The sequence below is a fragment of the Rhizobium croatiense genome, from assembly GCF_019793465.1.
Classification (GTDB): domain Bacteria; phylum Pseudomonadota; class Alphaproteobacteria; order Rhizobiales; family Rhizobiaceae; genus Rhizobium; species Rhizobium croatiense.
This window is the reverse complement of record NZ_JAILYJ010000003.1, coordinates 73,212-90,855: the sequence shown is the minus strand read 5'-3', so window position 1 is coordinate 90,855 and position 17,644 is coordinate 73,212. Positions and strand designations below refer to the sequence as shown.

The window sequence follows — 17,644 nt, the reverse complement described above, 5'->3', positions numbered from 1 at the left end:
GCCGATACGGAAGTGACATCGCCGGGACGGAGGAGATGGAGCTGGACCAGCGCCGTCTGACGAACCGTATCGCTGCTTCCCTGCTCTTCGCCGTCCTTGCCTATATCGGCCTGCTTTTCGGCGGCAATCTCATCACCGCGCCGGCCACCGCCGTCAACACGCTTTCCTCGTCCGGCCGCGATCCGCAGCCGCCGCAGCTGAGCGCGCGCGATGCGGTACGTGGGGTGCTTGCCGCCGAGCGCAAGCTTACGCCGAAACAGGCCGCCTACGACGCCGGGTCGCCTGCCCTTGCCGCTGCCCCGGCTCTCGATTTCGCCGGCTGGAACAGCGCCTCCCCTCTCCCGGCATTCGAAGCTCGGCTTCATGCTTCAGTTTTCAGGGCCCATCAGCCGCGCGCACCGCCGGCCGCCGCCTGACATCGCGCCGAGCGGCGCTTCCGAGCATTGACGACATGCCGCCAGCGCCCGAGCGCCGGCCCTCGATTATCTAAGGAATACAACATGCGCAATTCACCCTGGCTGGTGTTCACCTATTCGGTGATCATCGTGATCGGCCTATTGATCGCCCTGCCGAACGCCCTGCCGCAGTCCGTCCTCCAGCGCATCCCCGCATGGCTGCCGCATGAGCAGGTGTCGCTCGGCCTCGACCTTCGCGGCGGTTCCCACCTCGTTCTGGAAGTCGACGAGGCGGACCTGACCAAGGAGCGGCTGCAATCGCTGCTTCAGGACGCGCGCCGCGTGCTGCGCGAAAAGGGCATCCAGCCGAAGGCCGTCGTGCGCAGCCAGAATCAGATCGTCGTGACGCTCGCCGATGCCGCGCAGAGCGATGCGGCCGTCACCGAACTCAAGACGCTCGCCAACCCGATCAGCACCGGCCTCAGCGCCGGCCAGGCGGATCTCGCCGTCACCGCCAACGGCGCCACCATCACCATCGGCTTCTCGCCGGCCGGCATCTCCGCCAATGTTGACAACGCCGTCCAGCAGAGCCTGGAAGTCATCCGCCAGCGCGTCGACCAGGTCGGCGTCTCCGAGCCGACCATCCAGCGCATTGGCGCCAATCGCGTGCTCGTGCAGCTGCCCGGCGCGCAGGATCCGACGCGGCTGCGCCAACTTCTCGGCTCCACGGCGAAGATGTCGTTCCACATGCTGTCGCCGAACAACCAGCCCGGCCCCGGCGTCACGATGATGCAGGACGACGAAGGCCGGACCCATGCTGTTCTCGACCGTGTCGAGATCTCCGGCGACCGCCTCTCGGATGCCCGCGTCAGCTTCGACCCGAACACGCGCGAACCGATCGTCAGCTTCCGCTTCGATAGCGCCGGCTCCACCCGCTTTGCCGAGATTACGCGGCAGAACGTCGGCAATCCCTTCGCCATTGTCCTCGACAACAAGGTGCTGAGCGCGCCCGTCATCCGCGAGCCGATCACCGGCGGTTCCGGCCAGATATCCGGCAACTTCTCGGCCGACAGCGCCACGACGCTTGCCGCCATGCTGCGCGCCGGCGCCCTGCCCGCCAAGCTGACTGTTATCGAGGAGCGCACCGTCGGCGCCGATCTCGGCGCCGACGCCATCAAGATGGGCCTCTACTCCGGCATTGTCGGCTTCGTCCTTGTCGCAGTCTTCATCTTCGTTCTTTACGGCACCTGGGGCATCCTGGCGAATGTGGCGCTGTTGATCCACACGATCCTGACCCTCTCGGCGCTGACGCTGGTCGGCGCAACACTGACGCTGCCGGGTATTGCCGGTGTCGTTCTCGGCATCGGCCTCGCGGTCGACGCGAACGTTCTCATCAATGAGCGCATCCGTGAAGAGACCCGCAAGGGCAGAGGCGCCTTTGCCGCCATCGATACGGGCTTCAACCGTGCCTATTCGACCATTATCGACGGCAATATGACGGCCCTGATCGCGGCGAGCATCCTGTTCTTTTTCGGTTCCGGGCCGGTTCGCGGCTTTGCGGTGACCATGGCGCTCGGCCTGATCATCTCGATGTTCACCTCGGTCGCCTTCGTTCGCGTCGCCATGATCGAGATTACCCGCCGCCGCAAGTTCAAGGTGCTGAACATCCGGCCGTTGATCCCCTTCAGCCCTTACGACAAGCATATCCAGTTCATGAAGGCGCGTTTCTTCGGCGTTACCGTTTCGGCGCTGCTTTCGATCGCCTCCGTCGCACTCTTCATCTATCCCGGCCTCAACTACGGCGTCGACTTCCGCGGCGGCATCCAGATGTCCGTCAAGACCCAAGGGACGGCCGATCTCGCGAAGTTCCGCGAAGGTCTGGACAGTCTCGGCCTCGGCGAAATCACGCTGCAGTCCTTCGGCGGCAACAACAGCATCCTCGTACGCGCGCAGCGCCAGGAGGGCGGCGAGGAGGCGCAGACGGCGGCGGTCACCAAGCTGAAGGCTGAAGTCGCCAGGATCGATCCGACCGCCACTGTCGAAGGCACCGACGTCATCGGTCCGAAGGTCAGCGGCGAGCTTGCCTCGGCCGGCATTCTGTCGGTAGTGATCGCAAGCTTGGCGATGCTGATCTATATCTGGGTGCGGTTCGAATGGCCGTTTGCCGTCGGCGCCATTGTCACGCTAGTGCTCGACGTCACCAAGGCGATCGGCTTCTTCGCGATCACCGGCCTCGACTTCAATCTGACGGCCATCGCCGCCATTCTAACGCTGGTCGGCTACTCGGTGAACGACAAGGTCGTCGTCTATGACCGCATGCGCGAAAATATGCGGCTCTACAAGTCGATGCCGCTGCGCGAGATCATCGACAAGTCGATCAACGAGACCCTGGCGCGAAGCCTTTACACCAATGCGACGGCCTTCCTCGCGCTGGTGCCGATGGCAATCTGGGGCGGCAGCGCCGTATCGAGCTTCGCGATCCCGATGGTGTTCGGCATTCTGGTGGCCGGCGCCTCGTCGATCTTCATCGCCGCCCCCATCCTGCTCTTCCTCGGCGACTGGCGCCGCCGCCACGCCAAGGCGCCGGCAACCGATGCGGGCGTCGATATCATCCCGCCGGAAGAGGGCCGCTCGCGCACATCGGCAGGCTGAAAACCAGCTGTTAACGCATCCTTGAACAGGGCGCCGGTTGCAGAGCCGGCGCCCTGTTTTTATTGTTGCCTATTGCCAGGATAAAATTATGCAGCAATTCAAGATATTACAGCGTCCGCTGCGCCCTTGAAAAAGGCGCCCGACGGACGCAGCAGATCGGGGAAACCGCCAGATGTCACCCAACCCGACGAGACCGCTTGAAACCACCGGCGACAACGAAGAGCGCATCAAGCGTTTTCTCGCCACCGCCTCGCACGACCTGCAGTCGCCGCTTCGCCATATCGCGATGTATGCCGAACTGCTGCTCGACGATCTCGAGGAGACGCTTGACGGAGAACAGCTTCAGAGCCTCAGGATGATCATGGAAAAGGCGCAAGCCGCGCAGCGGCTCACCAAGGCATTGATGAGCCTTGCCGGTGGGGCGCCTCAGGTCACGCCCGAAGAGGTCAGCCTGCAGGCGCTGGCCGAACATGTCTGGCCCGAGCTGGTCGATGAAACAGGCGCGCGCGACGCGACGCTTGCCTGCCGGGGCCTGCCCTCCATTCGCACCGACCCTGCCCTGTTCGGCCTGGTGCTGAGGCAGCTCATTTCCAACGCCCTCACCTATCGCGGTTCATCGCCGCCGCATGTGGCGATCACGGCGGAGCAGGAGGGGGAGAGCTGGTTGATCCGGATTTCCGACAATGGAACCGGCATCGATCCCGCCTATCAGGAGCGGATCTTCGAGCCATTCTGGAAACTGCCGAAGGCGGGGACAGCCCCCGGCGCCGGCCTCGGCCTGACGACGGTGCAGGAGCTTCTGAAGGCGCTTGGCGGGGATATCAGCCTCGAACATTCGGACGAAAGCGGCAGCCGCTTCACCATCCGCCTCCCGATTGCCTGAGGCTAAAGCCCTTTGTTTTTATGCATGTCGTTGCGGAACCGCTGCACGCTTCCGGGCGAATGCATTAAATGCTGTAATCGTCCTTCCAGAAATCCGGGACGTCATAGTGCACATATTCGCGGATGATGTGCTGCAGCGTCTGGGCGTCGATCTCGTCCTTGCCGATGCGGAAGTCGACGCCGTAATCGGGAAACTCTTGGAAATAGCCGCCCGATATATCAGTCGAGACGACGCCGATCGGGCCGGTATAGCCGATGCCGCGCAGTTCCGGCACCGTTTCGCGGAAATCGGCATTGGGCAGAAGGCGGTTGTCGAGCAGGATGAGATCGAAGCGAGCAGCGCGGATCTTTTCCAGCGCGTCGCCGATCGACGGCGAATATTCGACCTCGACCAGCGGCTCGGAGAGCTCGGCGATCTTCTTCTTGAGCGCGCGGAATTCAATGAACTCGTCGTCGACAAAGAGAACCTTTACCGCATTCTTTCGGACCGTTTCGCTGGCCATCTCTTTTTCCCCAGTCCCGAAGTCCATGTTCACGACACCAAACCGTTTCTCAGGGCGATCGCCACCATGTGGACGCGATTCACCGCGTCGAGTTTGCGCGCGGCCGCAGTGATGTGCGAATTGACCGTGTGCTCGGAAAGACCAAGAATGATGGCGATTTCCGCCGAGGTCTTGCCTTCGCTCGTCCATTTGACGATTTCCGATTCGCGCTGGGTCAGCCGTCCGGACATTTCCGGCGTCAGGATTTCCTCGTAGAGCTTATCGAAAATCCGCATGGCATCGAGAAGCAGGTCGGCGAGCTCGCCCTGATCCGGCTCTTCACGCTCGCCGCTCAGCACCAGGCAATATCGCCGCCCTTCCGGCGTGAACAGCGGAATGAAAAGGAAGACGCCGTTGCGGAACTCGTTGAACAGGCGATCTGAAGGATAGGTATCCGGCTCAGCACTTCTGCCATGGACCGGCGTTGCCAGAAACTGGGCGCTCTTTGCACGGACAGTCCCGAGCGCCTCTTTCAACGTCGCGATGAAAAGGCCGACGCGGCGCTCGTGGACATTGGTAATGACGACATCGCGTTCACCGAAAGGAGCCGAAGCTTCGGAAATGCGGGCAAGCGCGAAATTGTCGAAGTGATAATGCTGTGCCGCCGCTTTCAGCAGACGGAAAAAATCGGTGCGGTTGATCGCCCGGCTCAGCTCCGGCCCGGCATGAAAAGGAGTTGCCGCGGCATTGCTCATTCCCAATCTTCCTCTCCTCTCCCGATCCCCAAATCTTGGGATATACGTCCTAAACGCGAAGAGCTACAAAAATTGCGAGACGGTTGATGAGAGATATCGAAACGGGGACTTTCGGTACGCAAGGCGGAAATCATCAGTTATCTCAACTACAGGTGATGCACGGGCAGATTATACTGAGGGGCAGTAGTTCTTACCTGGGTATCGTAAATCTTCACGCGTTCAACATCCATGAATGCGAGAAGGCAGTGCCAGACGTAAGCGCGAGAGAGCCGATAGGCCCATTTAGCTAAGGGGTTGGCTGAAGTTCGTGGCGGCGAACGCGGGTCCATTCGGTTCTCTCAGCGCTTATTTTTAATTCCGTCCGCTTCGTTTCGGTTGCATCTTGGGATGCACACTCGGCCTTGTCAATTGCGGTTTCTCATATCGCCCGGACGAACGCCAGGAAACGCACCATTGGTTTTTGCCGTTTCCTACACTTCAAGATTGAGAACGATCGCGGCGAGGTCAAGCGGCTTCTCGAGGTAAAAATCGGCACCGGCTTCGAGCGCGCGGGCGCGATCCTCATCGGCATCCGATCCGCTGCAGATCGCAAGCCGCATCGCGCTGAACCGATCGTCGCCGCGCAGCCTGCTCACCAGACCGATGCCGCTGTCGAGCGGCATGTAGAGATCGGCGATCAGCAGCTCCGGCGGAGCCCAGCCTTCGGCGACGCGCTGCTTCAGCGCCTCGAGCGCCGTCTCGGCTGTCGAAAAACAGAACAGATCGACGTCTATCTGCTGCTTCTTGCGGATATAGTCGAGATAGAAGAGATCATCCCTGCTGTCGTCGACGTACACGATGGTAGGCATCCAGCACCATGATTTGGATATTGTTCGATGAACCTCGCCGTCCTTCGACCTCACGATATCGCGATTTCACGAAAATTCGATCCATCTTATCGAAAAATCATTTCGCAAAAAGCGCGGCGGCGACTTCGCCTGCCTATTGAGTATTCCTCGATTTCGGAAAAAATGGCCGCGCGAACCGAAGGAGGATACACGGGTGCAGGATAAGGGCAACGTGGACCTGCAGGATCAGCGAAGGCGGCGCTACCGCGCCTTCGCGATTGCTGTCGGCTGCCTGATGTTGCTACTCGGCGCCAGTGCGCTGGCCGGCTGGTTGTTGCAGATCGCGATTGTCATCTCGCTGATCCCCGGCTTCCCGTCGATGGCTTTCAACACCGCCCTTTGTTTCGTGCTTTCCGGCGTCGGGCTTGCCGCCTCGACGCTGGCCGGCCGCCGCTTTCGCACGGCGGCAACGGTCATGGCGGGGTTTGCAGCGGCGATCGCGGCGGCCCGGCTCGTGGAAATCGCCATGCTCGGGCGGCGCTTCCACAATGTCGACATGCTGATCTCGCACCTCTTGGTTCCGCCCGACTTCATCGCCGAGATCGGCGGCGGCATGGGCCCCAACACGGCATTGATTTTCCTGATCGCCAATTTTTCGCTGCTGCTCTCCCTCTACCTCGAGACGTCGAAAAGCCAGGTGGTACAGGAGCTGACCAGCTACGTCGTCATCACGCTCGGCATGATCGCGCTCGCCGGCTATGTCACCGATGCCGAACAGGGCTACCGCTGGGGGCCCTATGCGGCGATGGCGCTGCATACGGCGATCGGCCTGGTGTTCTTCGGCTCGGGCCTTCTTGCCCGCTCCTGGTGGCTGCAGCCGGCAAACCGGGCGCAGATCCCGCTCTGGATCCCGGCGGCGGTCTGCTTCACCGGCCTTCTTGTCGATCTCTATACCCCGCTTGGCCTTGCCAACGGCATTCTCTACGTGCCGCTGGTGTTGACGGCCCTCTGGTTCGGCAACAGGAATGCGCCGCTCTTCTTCGCCTTTGCCTGCACCGTGCTGCTGATGCTCGGCTTCCTCGCCGTCCGGCACGACGAAGCGGGCTTCTGGCAGGAGATCGCCAACCGCACGATCACCGCCGCCACGCTGTGGCTGATCGCGATCCTCGTCTTCTATTTCCTGCGCAACCACCACAATCTCGAGGCCGAACGCATCCGTTTCGGCGCATTGGTGCGCAGCACCCCCGATGCCGTCATCGTCATCGACGAACGTGGAACGATCAAGAGTTTCAATCCGGCGGCCGAAAGCATGTTCGGCTATTCCCCGCAGGAGACGATCGGCCGGAACATCAAGATGCTGATGCCGGAGCCCTATCATTCCGAGCACGACGGCTATCTCGCCCATTACCGGAAGACCGGCGAGGAGCGCATCATCGGCACGACGCGCATGGTCTCCGGGCGGCGCAAGAACGGCATCGTCTTTCCGATCGACGTGTCCATCAGCGTCGTCGTCAGCGGTGAGACAAAGACCTTCGTCGGCATCGTTCGCGACATCAGCGAGCGCGCCCGGCAGGAAGAGCGGATGAAAACGACGCTTGCCCAGCTCGAGGCCTATACCGCCGAACTCGAGCGCAGCAACCACGACCTCGATGAATTCGCCTACATCGCCTCGCATGATCTGAAGGAGCCGCTGCGCGGCCTGCACAACCATTCCCGCTTTCTCCTCGAAGACTATGAGGACAAGCTCGACGATGACGGCGTGCGCCGGCTGAACCGTCTGGTGCGTCTCAGCCAACGCATGGAGAAACTCGTCAACGACCTGCTTTACTTCTCCCGGCTCGGGCGACAGCAGCTGGCGGTCAAACGCGCCGATATCGGTCTGATCGTCAAGGATGTGGTGGCGACGATGGAGCTCCTGCTGGAGGAGCGGCATGCCAAGGTCGTCATCGACGGCCGGCTGCCGGACGTGGTCTGCGACGCGCCGCGGCTGACCGAAGTGTTCCGTAATCTCATCACCAACGCGATCAAATACAACGACAAGCCGGCGCCGCTGGTCTCGATCGGCTATCTCGAACGCTATGTCGGCGAGGACGGCACGGTTGCTCGCAACGTGTTTTTCGTTAGGGATAACGGCAAAGGCATACCCCAGGAATTCCATGAGGATATTTTCCGCATTTTCAAACGTCTCGAAAAGTCGCAGGATTCCGACGACGGGACCGGAGCAGGCCTCACCTTCGTCCGCAAGATCATCGCGCGGCACCACGGCGATATCTGGCTGGAATCCGAAGTCGGCGCCGGCACCACATTCTATTTCACCCTGGGAAAAAAGCGCGAGGGGCAGAATGCAGCAGCGTGACACGCAACCGATCCTCATCGTCGAAGACAGCGAAGACGATTTCGAAGCGACGATGCGCGCCTTCAAGCGCACCAACCTGCGCAACTCGATCCGCTGGGCGGCCTCCGGGCAGGAGGCGCTCGACATGCTCGCGACGATGGTGCCGAAACCCGGGCTGATCCTGCTCGATCTCAACATGCCCGGGCTTGACGGCCGCAAGACGCTGGAGGCGATCAAGTCGAATGACGGCTGGCGCAAGATTCCGGTGGTGATCCTGACGACCTCCGACGACGAGCGCGACATCGAAGGCTGCTATGCGCTCGGCGCCAACACCTATGTGCAGAAGCCGGTCGATCTCGACGGCCTCTTCGCCGCGATCCAGCGGCTGAAGGAATACTGGTTCGAAATCGCAATCCTTCCGCTCGAGGACTGACGGTTTGGCGGAAGGCTGCTGCATTCTCATCATCGACGACAATATCGACGATCGCGAGGTCTATCGTCGCATATTGGGCCGCGTCTCCAGCACCGCCTACACCGTCGTCGAGGCGGAGACCGGCGAAGAGGGCCGTGCGCTGAACGGGCGCAAGCGGCCGGACTGCATCCTGCTCGATTATTCGCTGCCCGGGCGCGACGGGCTCGGCGTGCTGGCCGATATATTGGAGGACGATCCTGTCGCCAATGTCATCATGCTGACCGGCCAGGGCAGCGAGACCGTCGCCGTCGAAGTGATGAAGGCCGGCGCGCGCGACTATCTTACCAAGGATTCGCTTTCGCCCGAAACGCTGCATCGCTGCATCCAGAACGCCATCATGCACGGCATGCTGGAAGCACAGCTGGAGCAGAAGCGGCAATCGCTCGAGATCTTCACCCGCGCCATGGCCCATGATCTGAAGGAGCCGCTCAGGACGATCAAATCCTTCAGCCGCATCCTGCACGGTTCCGCAGCACTTCCGGCCGAAGACCGGGAACTGCTCGATTACGTGCTGAGCGCCGCCGACCACATGGAAGACCTGATCGTCAAGGTCTCGGGCTTCACCAAGCTCGAAGCCTATGGCGGGCCGGAGCTGACGCCGGTCTCGCTGTCCGATGTGCTCAACCAAGTGGAGGACAATCTGCGCCTGCAGATGGAGAGCCGCGGGGCCGTGATCATTCGCGGGGCGCTGCCGGAGGTCATGGGCGATGCGACGCTGCTGGCCCAGCTTCTGCAGAACCTGGTGTCCAATGCCATCCGCTATTGTGATCAAAAAGCTCCGGAGGTGACGATCTCGGGCGAAGCGCAGGGCGATACCTGCCGCCTGACGGTGCGCGACAACGGACCGGGCATCGATCCGCAGCACCGCGAGCTGATCTTCCAACCGTTCAAGCGGCTGGTCGGCCGCGGCATCGAGGGCACCGGGCTCGGCCTTGCGATCTGCCGCCGCATCGCGCAGCTGCATGGCGGCGCGATCTGGTGCGAACCGGAGAAGGGGCCCGGCGCCAGCTTCATCGTCGAAATACCGCTCGCCGCGGCGCGGCCCGCGCCGCCGGCCGCATCGGCTGTTACGCCCAGCGCAAAGCCTGCGGAGCAGCCGGGCGAAGGTTCCGGCAGGCTTGCCGAAGTGCTGCTCGTCGAAGACAGCCCGGCCGACATCCAGATCCTGAAAATCAAGCTGATGCGGCGGGAGAAGGTGACCTTCAACCTGCATATCGCCACCAACGGACGCGAGGCGATGCGGCTGCTCGAGGAGCGCGCCGACATCGCCGACCTGCCGCAGATCGACCTGATGCTGCTCGACATCAACATGCCGATCATGGACGGCTTCGAGGTGCTGAACGCACTGTCGGCCGACGCCCGACTGAAACGGATTCCCGTCTGCATTCTCAGCACCTCGAGCGACGAGACCGACATGCAGCGGGCCAGAAATCTCGGCGCGCGCGCCTATATGGTCAAGCCCCCCACCCTGCAGCAACTGGAAGAGGCCCTCGAAGACGTTGATCATTTGGAGCTGCTGCAGCGCGGCGATTCGCTTGCGCTTTGTGCGGAACAAAACTAAGCGGTGGTCATTGGCAACGGTATGATCTTTGCAACTTTCATACTCGCGCTCCTGACGACGCCGCTTCAATCAGGACTGCTCTCGATGGTATCAGGCATACATCACGTGACGGCCATCACCCGCAAGGTGCAGGCGAACGTGGATTTTTACGCCGGCTTTCTCGGCATGCGGCTCGTCAAGCAGACGGCCGGTTACGAAGATGTGATGCAGCTTCATCTCCTCTATGGCGATGCGGCGGGAACGCCGGGTTCGCTGCTCACCTTCCTCGTCTGGGAAGACGGCGCCCCCGGCCGGGCGGGCTACGGCCAGATCAGCGAGATTTCGCTGGCGATCGATCCGGCGAGCATTGGCTACTGGCTGACGCGCGCCATGAGCTTCGGCCTGCGCTCGGAGGGGCCGACCGACGAATTCGGCGAGCCTGTTCTCAGGCTGAAAGATCCCGACAATATCATCCTCAAGCTCGCAGGCGCCAAGAACCTCACATCGCCGGCCGCCTGGGACGGTGCCTCGATCCCGGTCGAACATGCAGTCCAGCGCGTGCGCGGTGCAACCATGTTGACGGAAAAGCCTGACGAAAGCCGGAGCTTTCTCGAGAGCCATTTCGGTTACCGCTTCCAGGCCAATCGCGGCACGATCGACAGGCTGGTTTCGCAATCGGGCGACATTATCGACGTGCGCGATGCACGCGGCTTCTGGTCCGGGGCGCCCGGCACCGGCACCGTCGATCACGTCGCCTTCCGCGCCCCGGACGAGGAGACGCTGCTGTCGGTCGGCAAGGCCCTGGAGGCGACCAATGCGTCGCCGACCAACATGCATGACCGCAAATATTTCCGTTCGCTCTATGCCCGCGAGCCGGGTGGCACGCTGGTCGAGCTTGCGACCGACAAGCCGGGCATGACCGTCGACGAAGAGCGCGCTGCACTCGGAACGAAGCTTTTCGCGCCGCCCGACGCGATCACCAATCTCGACGAGCTGAAGGTAGTGCTGCCGCAATTTTCGATGCCCGGCCAACCGCGCATCAATTATCGCGAGCTGCCGTTCGTCCATCGCTTCTACACGCCGCCGAATCCCGACGGCAGCGTCTTCGTGCTGCTGCACGGCTCGGGCGGCAATGAGACGACGCTGATGCCGCTGCTGAACAAGGCGGCGCCGCGCGCAACCCTCATGGGCGTGCGGGGCCGTGCCACGGAAGAGGGTTTTCCGCGCTGGTACAAGCGCATTACACCCTTCTCCTTCGACCAGAACGACATCAAGACTGAGGCCGAAGCCTTTGCAGCCTTCATCGACGGCGCCGTCAAATCCTACGGGCTCGACCCCAAGAAGATCGTCTATGTTGGCTATTCCAACGGCGCCAACCTTTTGAACTCGCTGCTCTACCTGCACCCGAATCTCGTTCACAAGGCGGTGCTGCTGCGCTCCATGCCTGTACTCAGCGACTATCCGCATGCCGATCTGAAGGGTACGGATCTGCTCGTCATCAGCGGCAAGACGGATGCCTACGGCCAATATGCGAGCGAACTCGAAGACAGGCTGAAGAGTTCGGGCGCCACTGTCGATTCCGACGTCATCCCGGGCGGTCACGACCTCGGTGATGCCGATGTGCCGATCATCCAGAAATGGCTGCTCCAGAGAATGGGCGATGATCCCTCGCCGCTGGAGCAGCAAGCGGTCAAGCCGACGAGCGAGACGCTCGGGCGACCATGATGCCGGCAAGCACCACCGCGGCGCCCAGCGCCTGCATCGTCCCTATCGCCTCATTGAGCAGCGCCCAGGCGAGGATCGCGGCGACGACCGGCTGAAGCAGCAGCGTCAGCGATGAAAAAGCGGGCGGCAGATAGGCCAGCGCATAGGTGATCGCCACCTGGCCGCCGGCATGGCTGATGAAGGCGAGGCCGAAGAGGATCGACCAGCCGTAAAGGGTCGCCGGCTGCATCTGGCCTTCGAAGAAGAAGGCTATCGGAAAGATGCAGACGGCAGCCGATGCCGTGCTCCACAGCATGATGCGGATCGTATCGAACCGGCTGCGCAGCCTGCCGATCGCCAGGATATAGCAGGCATAGAAGAAGGCGGCGATCATCGCGGCGCCGTCGCCGCTCAAATCGCCATTGCCCAGCCCTGCCGGACCACCTTTCAGAATAACGACCCCGGCAAGCGCCAGAAGCAGCCCCAACAGGAAGACGCCGCTGGTTCTCGCCCTGAAAAACAGGACGGCGATCAGCGTGACGAAAACGGGCGCGAGATTGGCAAGCAGCGTCGCGTTGGCGACCGAGGTCATGGTCAGCGAAAGGTGCCAGGCGGCAAGGTCGAGCGCCAGCATGACGCCCGGAAGAACCAGCATGCCGAAGTCGGCAAGGCTTTGCGGTCTGGGCCCGGCATTCTTCTTCAGCAGCGAGACGATGAAGATCGGGATCAGCGCCAGCGCTACGCGCCAGAAGGCGGTGGCCATCGGACCAACCTCGGACAGCCGCACGAAGATCGGCGAGCCGCCGATCGCCGCCCCGCCGAGAACGAGCGCCGCAAGAGCGAGACGATTGGAAGGCGAGGCTTCGGAAAGGGTGGAAGCGGTCTGCGACATGATCTCGATATTTCCGATCGCCGCCCGAACACCGGCAGCGGGCCACTGATTGCCGAGTGCGTAGCAGAAGTCGACCGCCGGGGACAGCCGATGAGCGACATCGAAACGGAAAATCAGGCGGGATGCGTATTCGACACAGCCAGCCGCAGCTTTGCGGCGATTTCGGTCGCGACGAAGAAAGCATGCTCGGTGACCTGCGGCAGCCCCATCAGCTCGCCGAAGGTACCGCGCGCCAAGGGACCGGAGATCAATAGCGAAGGGTCCGCGGTCCCCGACGGGCCGATCGCCTCCGAGCGCTCGGTGCAGGCAAGGCCGAGGCCCGTGGGATCGAGCGACAGGTGGCCGCTTGCCGCGAGCGCCGAGAGCCAGGGCTGGGTTTCGAGAATGCCGCCATGGGCCGGCCCGGTGGTGACGACGACGGCGTCGTAGCTGCGCTCCAACGGCTGGCGCCGGTGGCGCGGCTGCAGCGTGCACCGAATGCGTTCGCCTTCGATGCGCGCATCGGCGACGGAGCCGGCAAGGATTTCCAGACGACCGGCAGCGATCGCCGCGTCGATCACGGCTTCCACCTGCGGCGCGATGCGGAAACGATGCACATCCCAATAGGAACGCAGATGGCGGACGACACGACGCCGTTCGGCCATCGGCAGCGCCTGCCAGAGATCAAATCCCTGCGCCCGCACCTGATCGATCACCCCATGCCAGCTTATGCCCTGCGCCTTCGCTGCATCTATGGCGGCGCGGATTCCCGCCAGCAGCGAAACGGCGGAATGAGCCACATCGGCAACGAAATCGCCATAGAGCGGCTGCGGCGCCGGCGCATGCCCGCGCGAGCGCAGGCCACGGCGCGAGATCGCCGTCACCGGACCATCATGTCCGCGTTCGGCAAGCGAGGCAATGACGTCAGCGGCGGTCAGGCCGTTGCCGATGACCAGCACTCGGTCGTGGGGACGGATGACGTCGAGCGCACCCGGCTTCGTCGTGTCGGCGACGAAACGGGGATGGGCGGCCAGAAGGGTTGTAAGCCGGCCGGGAGCGACCGGCGGCGGATGGCTGGTGGCGATCGCGACGATATCAGCCTCCGTCACGCCGCCCTTGTCGTCGCGGATGGACCAGCGGCCGGCATGGCGCTCGACATGGGTCACGGCCGCGCGGCAATGGCGCACGCTGCCGTCGTCCAGCAGCGGTTTCAGCAGGGAGGCGACATAGTCGCCGAAGAGCCGACGCCGGGGAAAGATCTGGCCGTCGGAGCGTGATGCCTCGGGGTCGCAGGCGACGGCGTTGCGGGCGTCGATCCAGGCCTGGAATTCGCCCTGGTCGTCAGGCTGCAGGCTCATCTTGGCGGCAGGAACATTGATCCGGTGGGCCGGGTCGTCCGTGTCATAGGCCAGGCCGCGACCGAGCTCGGCGCGCGGCTCGAAGACGACGATGACGGCATGCGCGTCGGCCATCGTCCGGGCGAGATGATAGGCGACGCCCGCGCCGGAGACGCCACCGCCGATGATGGCGACGACGGGTGTTCCGGACGTCGGCGGAGGCTTGGGCTGCATGATGCCGAGACCGTTGCTTCGATAGCTTGAGCATAGAAGCCGGCCATTGCCGGCGCAATCCACTGCGATTGTCGATTTGTGCAGATCAGCCCGATACTACTATCGTCGTCGAGAATTCGGGATTGCCGCGGATGGTGTTGCTGACCGTGCAGATTTCGTCTTCGGCGGCATGGATGATCTTGCTGCGTGTCTCCTCGTCGATATCGCCCTTGATCGAGAAGACGATGTTGAACTTCGCAACGCGTGAAAGCCCTTCCGTCGCCTTTTCGCCGGTGACGTCGGCAGCGATCTCGCTGATCCTGTCGAGAACGCCCATCTGGCTGGCGACGATGCGGGCGCTGAGCACGAGGCAGCCCGAGAGCGAGGCATAGAGCAGATCGAGCGGGCTGAAGCCCGGCTGCGAGGGCGCGGTGACGATATCGATCTCGCCCTTCGTGGTGGACGTGACATGTGGAAAACCGGTGCGGCCGAGAGTGGCGGTGGCGCCGGTCGGACGGGGGCGAGCCTTGAGATCAGCCATGAAGGAATCCTCTGCAACAGCTTCGCAGAGATAGGACAATCCGCACCGGCCGGCAACGGCGCCGGCGGTCGCCGATAGCGGAACCTTTCCATCCGCCATCAGTTGATTACACCTGAGCGAAATCAGTGACAAAGGTGGATTGCAATGCCGCATGTCCGCAAGATGGATCGTCAGGACCGACGGATGGATGCCCGCGACCGGCTGATCGTTGCGCTCTATGCGCAGCTGAAGGCCGAGCGGGAAACACGCGAGACGCTGGAATGGGCGATCCGCAACGGCGCCATCTCGCAGGAGGTGCTGGAGGCGATTGCCGCCGATCCGGTTCCCGTCGTCACCAGCGAGGATATCGCTTCGCTCGAGAAGATCATCGCCCTCGATGAAAGGCGCAAACCAAATCGGAACTAGGCAATTCCAAGCAACCTGCGCAGCGGTCCTGAGGCCCGAATGCGCAAATGAGGTCGAAGAAGAGGAGATCCGAAATGGCCGACATCACCTATCAGGTCGTCCCGCATGACAATGGCTGGGCCTACAAGCTCGGCGACACGCTGTCGGAGACCTATGCGACGGCCGACGAAGCAATCGTTCGCGCCAAGGACGCCGCGTCGCGCCAGAAGATCGGCGATGGCGACGCGCTGCTCGCCTACCCCTCACCCGACGGCGGCTGGGCATTCCAGGAGCTCGAAACCGGCAAGAGCAGCAGTCGGCTCTGATCTGTCACGGAGGATGGAATGGCCGCGCGGGCAAGCTGGAAAGGTCATCTGAAGGTAGGCGACCTTGCTTGCGCCGTCGGGCTCTATACCGCCATTTCCTCCTCCGATCGCGTTTCCTTCAACATCATCAACCGCAGAACCGGCCATCGCGTCGAACGGCAATTCGTCGACAGCGAGACCGGCAAGCCGGTGGAGCGCGACGACCAGGTCAAGGGCTATCAGATGGAGAACGGCGATTACATCGTCATCGAAGGCGACGAGATTTCGGGGATCATGCCGGAGAGCGACAAGGTGCTCGATGTCAAGGCTTTCATCGCCTATGACGCTATCGACAAGCTCTATTTCGACCGTCCCTATTATCTCGCACCCGTCGATGAGCATGATGAAGAAGCGCTGTCGCTGATCATCCGGGGCATGCGGGACGCCAAGGTAGCGGCGCTGGCCGAAGCTGTCCTTTTCCGGCGCAACCGAACGCTGCTGATCCGACCGCATGATACCCACATCGTCGCGACCATGCTGAACTTCGACTACGAGGTGCGCTCGGCCGGCACGGTCTTCAAGGACATTCCCGACATCAAGTTCGACAAGGAGATGCTCGAACTCGCCGGCCACATCATCGAAACCAAGCACGGCAGCTTCGACCCGAGCGCCTACGAGGATCGCTACGAAGCCGCTCTCGTCGAGCTGGTGAAGGCGAAGATCGAGGGCCGGGCGCCGCCGAAGAAGAGACCGGTGCCGGAACGCAAGGTCGTCGATCTGATGGAGGCGCTGCGCCAGAGCGCCGGGATGAGCGGCAAGGGTGCGGCGAAGAAGACACCGGTAAGGAAGAAGGCGCCGGCGCGCAGCGACAGCCAGAGAAAGAAGGCAGGCTGAGATGGCTCTCGAATCCCATCAGGCGAAGCGCGATTTCAAACTCGCTCCGAAGCCGCGCGGGCAGCAGCAGTTTCGTCTTCCCGCTGGAAAAGAAAATGCCGTCCTGAATCGGCGGTATCTGGAGCGGTTCAGATATTGCTAGAGACGCAGAACCGCTCGAGCTTTAACGACACCGCTTCGCAGATGCTGAAATTCCCCTAACGCGGCTTCCCGCCGCCTTCCGCCAGGCTCTTCTTCAGCGCGTCCATGATGTTGATGACGTTGCCGGTCGATTTCACCGGCACCGGTTTCTTGGCCGGTGCGGCCTTCTTCAGGTTCTTCTGCTTGCTGCGGATCATCGATTTCAGGCGCTTCTGGATCGGATCCTGCACCATGGTCGGGCTCCAATCCTTGGTTTCTTCTTTCACCAACTGCTTCATCAGCGCCAAAAGCTTGCTGTCGATCTTTGCCTTATCGTCGATTTCCGCTAAGGGTTCGCGCACTTCGTCGCCATAACGCAGCGTCCACAGAATGATGCCCTTGCCTTGCGGCTCCAACAGCACGGCACGCTCGCGGCGGTAGAGGACCAGACGGGCAATGCCGACGACATCGTTCGCCTTCATCGCCTCGCGGATGACGCAGAAGGCTTCCACGCCGACCTTGTCCGCGGGTGCCAGGAAATGCGGCTTGTCGTACCAGATCCAGTCGATCGAACCGCGCGGCACGAAACTGTCGATATCGATGGTGCGGGTGCTTTCCAGCCCGACTTCCTCGATCTCCTCGTCTTCAAGAAGAACATAGTCGTCCTCGCCGCGCGGAAAACCTTTCACCTGGTCCCCGTCGGCGACCGGCTTGTGGGTCACGCTGTCGACATAGCGGCTTTCGACACGGTTTTTCGTCTGGCGATTGAGGACGTGGAAATGCACCTTGTTGCTTTCGGTCGTCGCCGGTGTCAGCGAGACGGAGGCGGTGACGAGCGAGAGCTTGAGATAACCCTTCCAGAATGTCTGGCGTGCCATGGCTGTCCTATCTCCCCGACACGTTGGGACACGGCAATCAACGGCAAAGCCGGCCTT

The 17,644-nt window shown here is 62.3% G+C and carries 16 protein-coding genes and 1 pseudogene; 10 read left to right on the top strand and 7 right to left on the bottom strand.

Annotation, left to right across the window (positions count from 1 at the left end):
* Nucleotides 1–35: 35 nt before the first annotated feature.
* From K6M89_RS06060 to K6M89_RS06050, 3 genes are all read left to right on the top strand, one after another.
* Nucleotides 36–416, top strand: a complete 381-nt coding sequence (locus K6M89_RS06060; protein WP_222138774.1) for a hypothetical protein — start codon at nucleotides 36–38, stop codon at nucleotides 414–416.
* 84 nt (nucleotides 417–500) lie between these two features.
* Nucleotides 501–3,047 carry a protein translocase subunit SecD gene (gene secD, locus K6M89_RS06055; RefSeq protein WP_222138773.1) on the top strand — a complete coding sequence of 849 codons (2,547 nt, stop codon included), beginning with the start codon at nucleotides 501–503 and terminating at the stop codon, nucleotides 3,045–3,047.
* Nucleotides 3,048–3,219: 172 nt separating this feature from the next.
* Nucleotides 3,220–3,930, top strand: a complete 711-nt coding sequence (locus tag K6M89_RS06050) for a sensor histidine kinase (protein ID WP_097582488.1) — start codon at nucleotides 3,220–3,222, stop codon at nucleotides 3,928–3,930.
* Nucleotides 3,931–3,994: 64 nt separating this feature from the next.
* On the opposite strand, the gene K6M89_RS06045 is transcribed toward K6M89_RS06050, so the two are convergent.
* The 3 genes from K6M89_RS06045 to K6M89_RS06035 all read right to left on the bottom strand — a co-directional run bounded on the left by K6M89_RS06045 (nucleotide 3,995) and on the right by K6M89_RS06035 (nucleotide 6,014).
* Nucleotides 3,995–4,432, bottom strand: coding sequence for a response regulator (locus K6M89_RS06045; protein WP_097582486.1), 438 nt, complete (start codon nucleotides 4,430–4,432; stop codon nucleotides 3,995–3,997).
* Nucleotides 4,433–4,461: 29 nt separating this feature from the next.
* Nucleotides 4,462–5,166: a helix-turn-helix transcriptional regulator gene (locus tag K6M89_RS06040; RefSeq protein ID WP_097582484.1), complete on the bottom strand. Its 705-nt coding sequence runs from the start codon at nucleotides 5,164–5,166 to the stop codon at nucleotides 4,462–4,464.
* A gap of 470 nt (nucleotides 5,167–5,636) precedes the next feature.
* Nucleotides 5,637–6,014 (bottom strand): response regulator, encoded by a 378-nt coding sequence (locus K6M89_RS06035; RefSeq protein ID WP_064681162.1) that lies wholly within the window; start codon nucleotides 6,012–6,014, stop codon nucleotides 5,637–5,639.
* A 193-nt stretch (nucleotides 6,015–6,207) separates the two neighbouring features.
* Between K6M89_RS06035 and K6M89_RS06030 the strand changes: the two genes are divergently transcribed.
* Genes K6M89_RS06030 through K6M89_RS06015 form a run of 4 tightly spaced genes read left to right on the top strand, consistent with a single transcriptional unit; the run spans nucleotide 6,208 to nucleotide 12,065 of the window.
* On the top strand, nucleotides 6,208–8,349 hold the full coding sequence (locus K6M89_RS06030; protein ID WP_222138772.1) for a sensor histidine kinase: 2,142 nt from the start codon (nucleotides 6,208–6,210) through the stop codon (nucleotides 8,347–8,349).
* On the top strand, nucleotides 8,336–8,761 hold the full coding sequence (locus K6M89_RS06025; RefSeq protein ID WP_064681164.1) for a response regulator: 426 nt from the start codon (nucleotides 8,336–8,338) through the stop codon (nucleotides 8,759–8,761). Before K6M89_RS06030 ends, K6M89_RS06025 begins: the two co-directional genes overlap by 14 nt.
* A gap of 4 nt (nucleotides 8,762–8,765) precedes the next feature.
* Nucleotides 8,766–10,361, top strand: coding sequence for a response regulator (locus tag K6M89_RS06020; RefSeq protein WP_222138771.1), 1,596 nt, complete (start codon nucleotides 8,766–8,768; stop codon nucleotides 10,359–10,361).
* A 21-nt stretch (nucleotides 10,362–10,382) separates the two neighbouring features.
* The gene (locus tag K6M89_RS06015) at nucleotides 10,383–12,065 is read left to right on the top strand and encodes a VOC family protein (protein WP_246642346.1); all 1,683 of its coding nucleotides are present in this window, start codon (nucleotides 10,383–10,385) and stop codon (nucleotides 12,063–12,065) included.
* On the opposite strand, the gene K6M89_RS06010 is transcribed toward K6M89_RS06015, so the two are convergent.
* The 3 genes and pseudogenes from K6M89_RS06010 to K6M89_RS06000 form a co-directional block, all read right to left on the bottom strand.
* Nucleotides 12,031–12,936, bottom strand: a complete 906-nt coding sequence (locus K6M89_RS06010; RefSeq protein WP_097582478.1) for a DMT family transporter — start codon at nucleotides 12,934–12,936, stop codon at nucleotides 12,031–12,033. The genes K6M89_RS06015 and K6M89_RS06010 overlap by 35 nt on opposite strands.
* Before the next feature lie 113 nt (nucleotides 12,937–13,049).
* Nucleotides 13,050–14,533, bottom strand: a pseudogene (locus K6M89_RS06005) (FAD/NAD(P)-binding protein).
* Between the two features lie 38 nt (nucleotides 14,534–14,571).
* Nucleotides 14,572–15,006, bottom strand: coding sequence for an OsmC family protein (locus K6M89_RS06000; protein WP_222138768.1), 435 nt, complete (start codon nucleotides 15,004–15,006; stop codon nucleotides 14,572–14,574).
* A gap of 144 nt (nucleotides 15,007–15,150) precedes the next feature.
* Here K6M89_RS06000 and K6M89_RS05995 point away from each other — a divergent pair, with 144 nt between their 5' ends.
* From K6M89_RS05995 to ku (K6M89_RS05985), 3 genes are all read left to right on the top strand, one after another.
* Nucleotides 15,151–15,411 (top strand): hypothetical protein, encoded by a 261-nt coding sequence (locus tag K6M89_RS05995; RefSeq protein ID WP_097582477.1) that lies wholly within the window; start codon nucleotides 15,151–15,153, stop codon nucleotides 15,409–15,411.
* A 74-nt stretch (nucleotides 15,412–15,485) separates the two neighbouring features.
* Entirely contained in the window at nucleotides 15,486–15,716 is a 231-nt protein-coding gene (locus tag K6M89_RS05990; protein ID WP_222138767.1) for a DUF2188 domain-containing protein, read from the top strand.
* An 18-nt stretch (nucleotides 15,717–15,734) separates the two neighbouring features.
* Complete coding sequence (ku, locus tag K6M89_RS05985) at nucleotides 15,735–16,589, top strand: non-homologous end joining protein Ku (RefSeq protein ID WP_222138766.1); 855 nt, start codon at nucleotides 15,735–15,737, stop codon at nucleotides 16,587–16,589.
* Between the two features lie 197 nt (nucleotides 16,590–16,786).
* Here the strand turns inward: ku (K6M89_RS05985) and ku (K6M89_RS05980) are convergent, their stop codons facing one another.
* Nucleotides 16,787–17,587, bottom strand: coding sequence for a non-homologous end joining protein Ku (gene ku / locus K6M89_RS05980; protein ID WP_222138765.1), 801 nt, complete (start codon nucleotides 17,585–17,587; stop codon nucleotides 16,787–16,789).
* Between the last annotated feature and the right edge of the window lie 57 nt (nucleotides 17,588–17,644).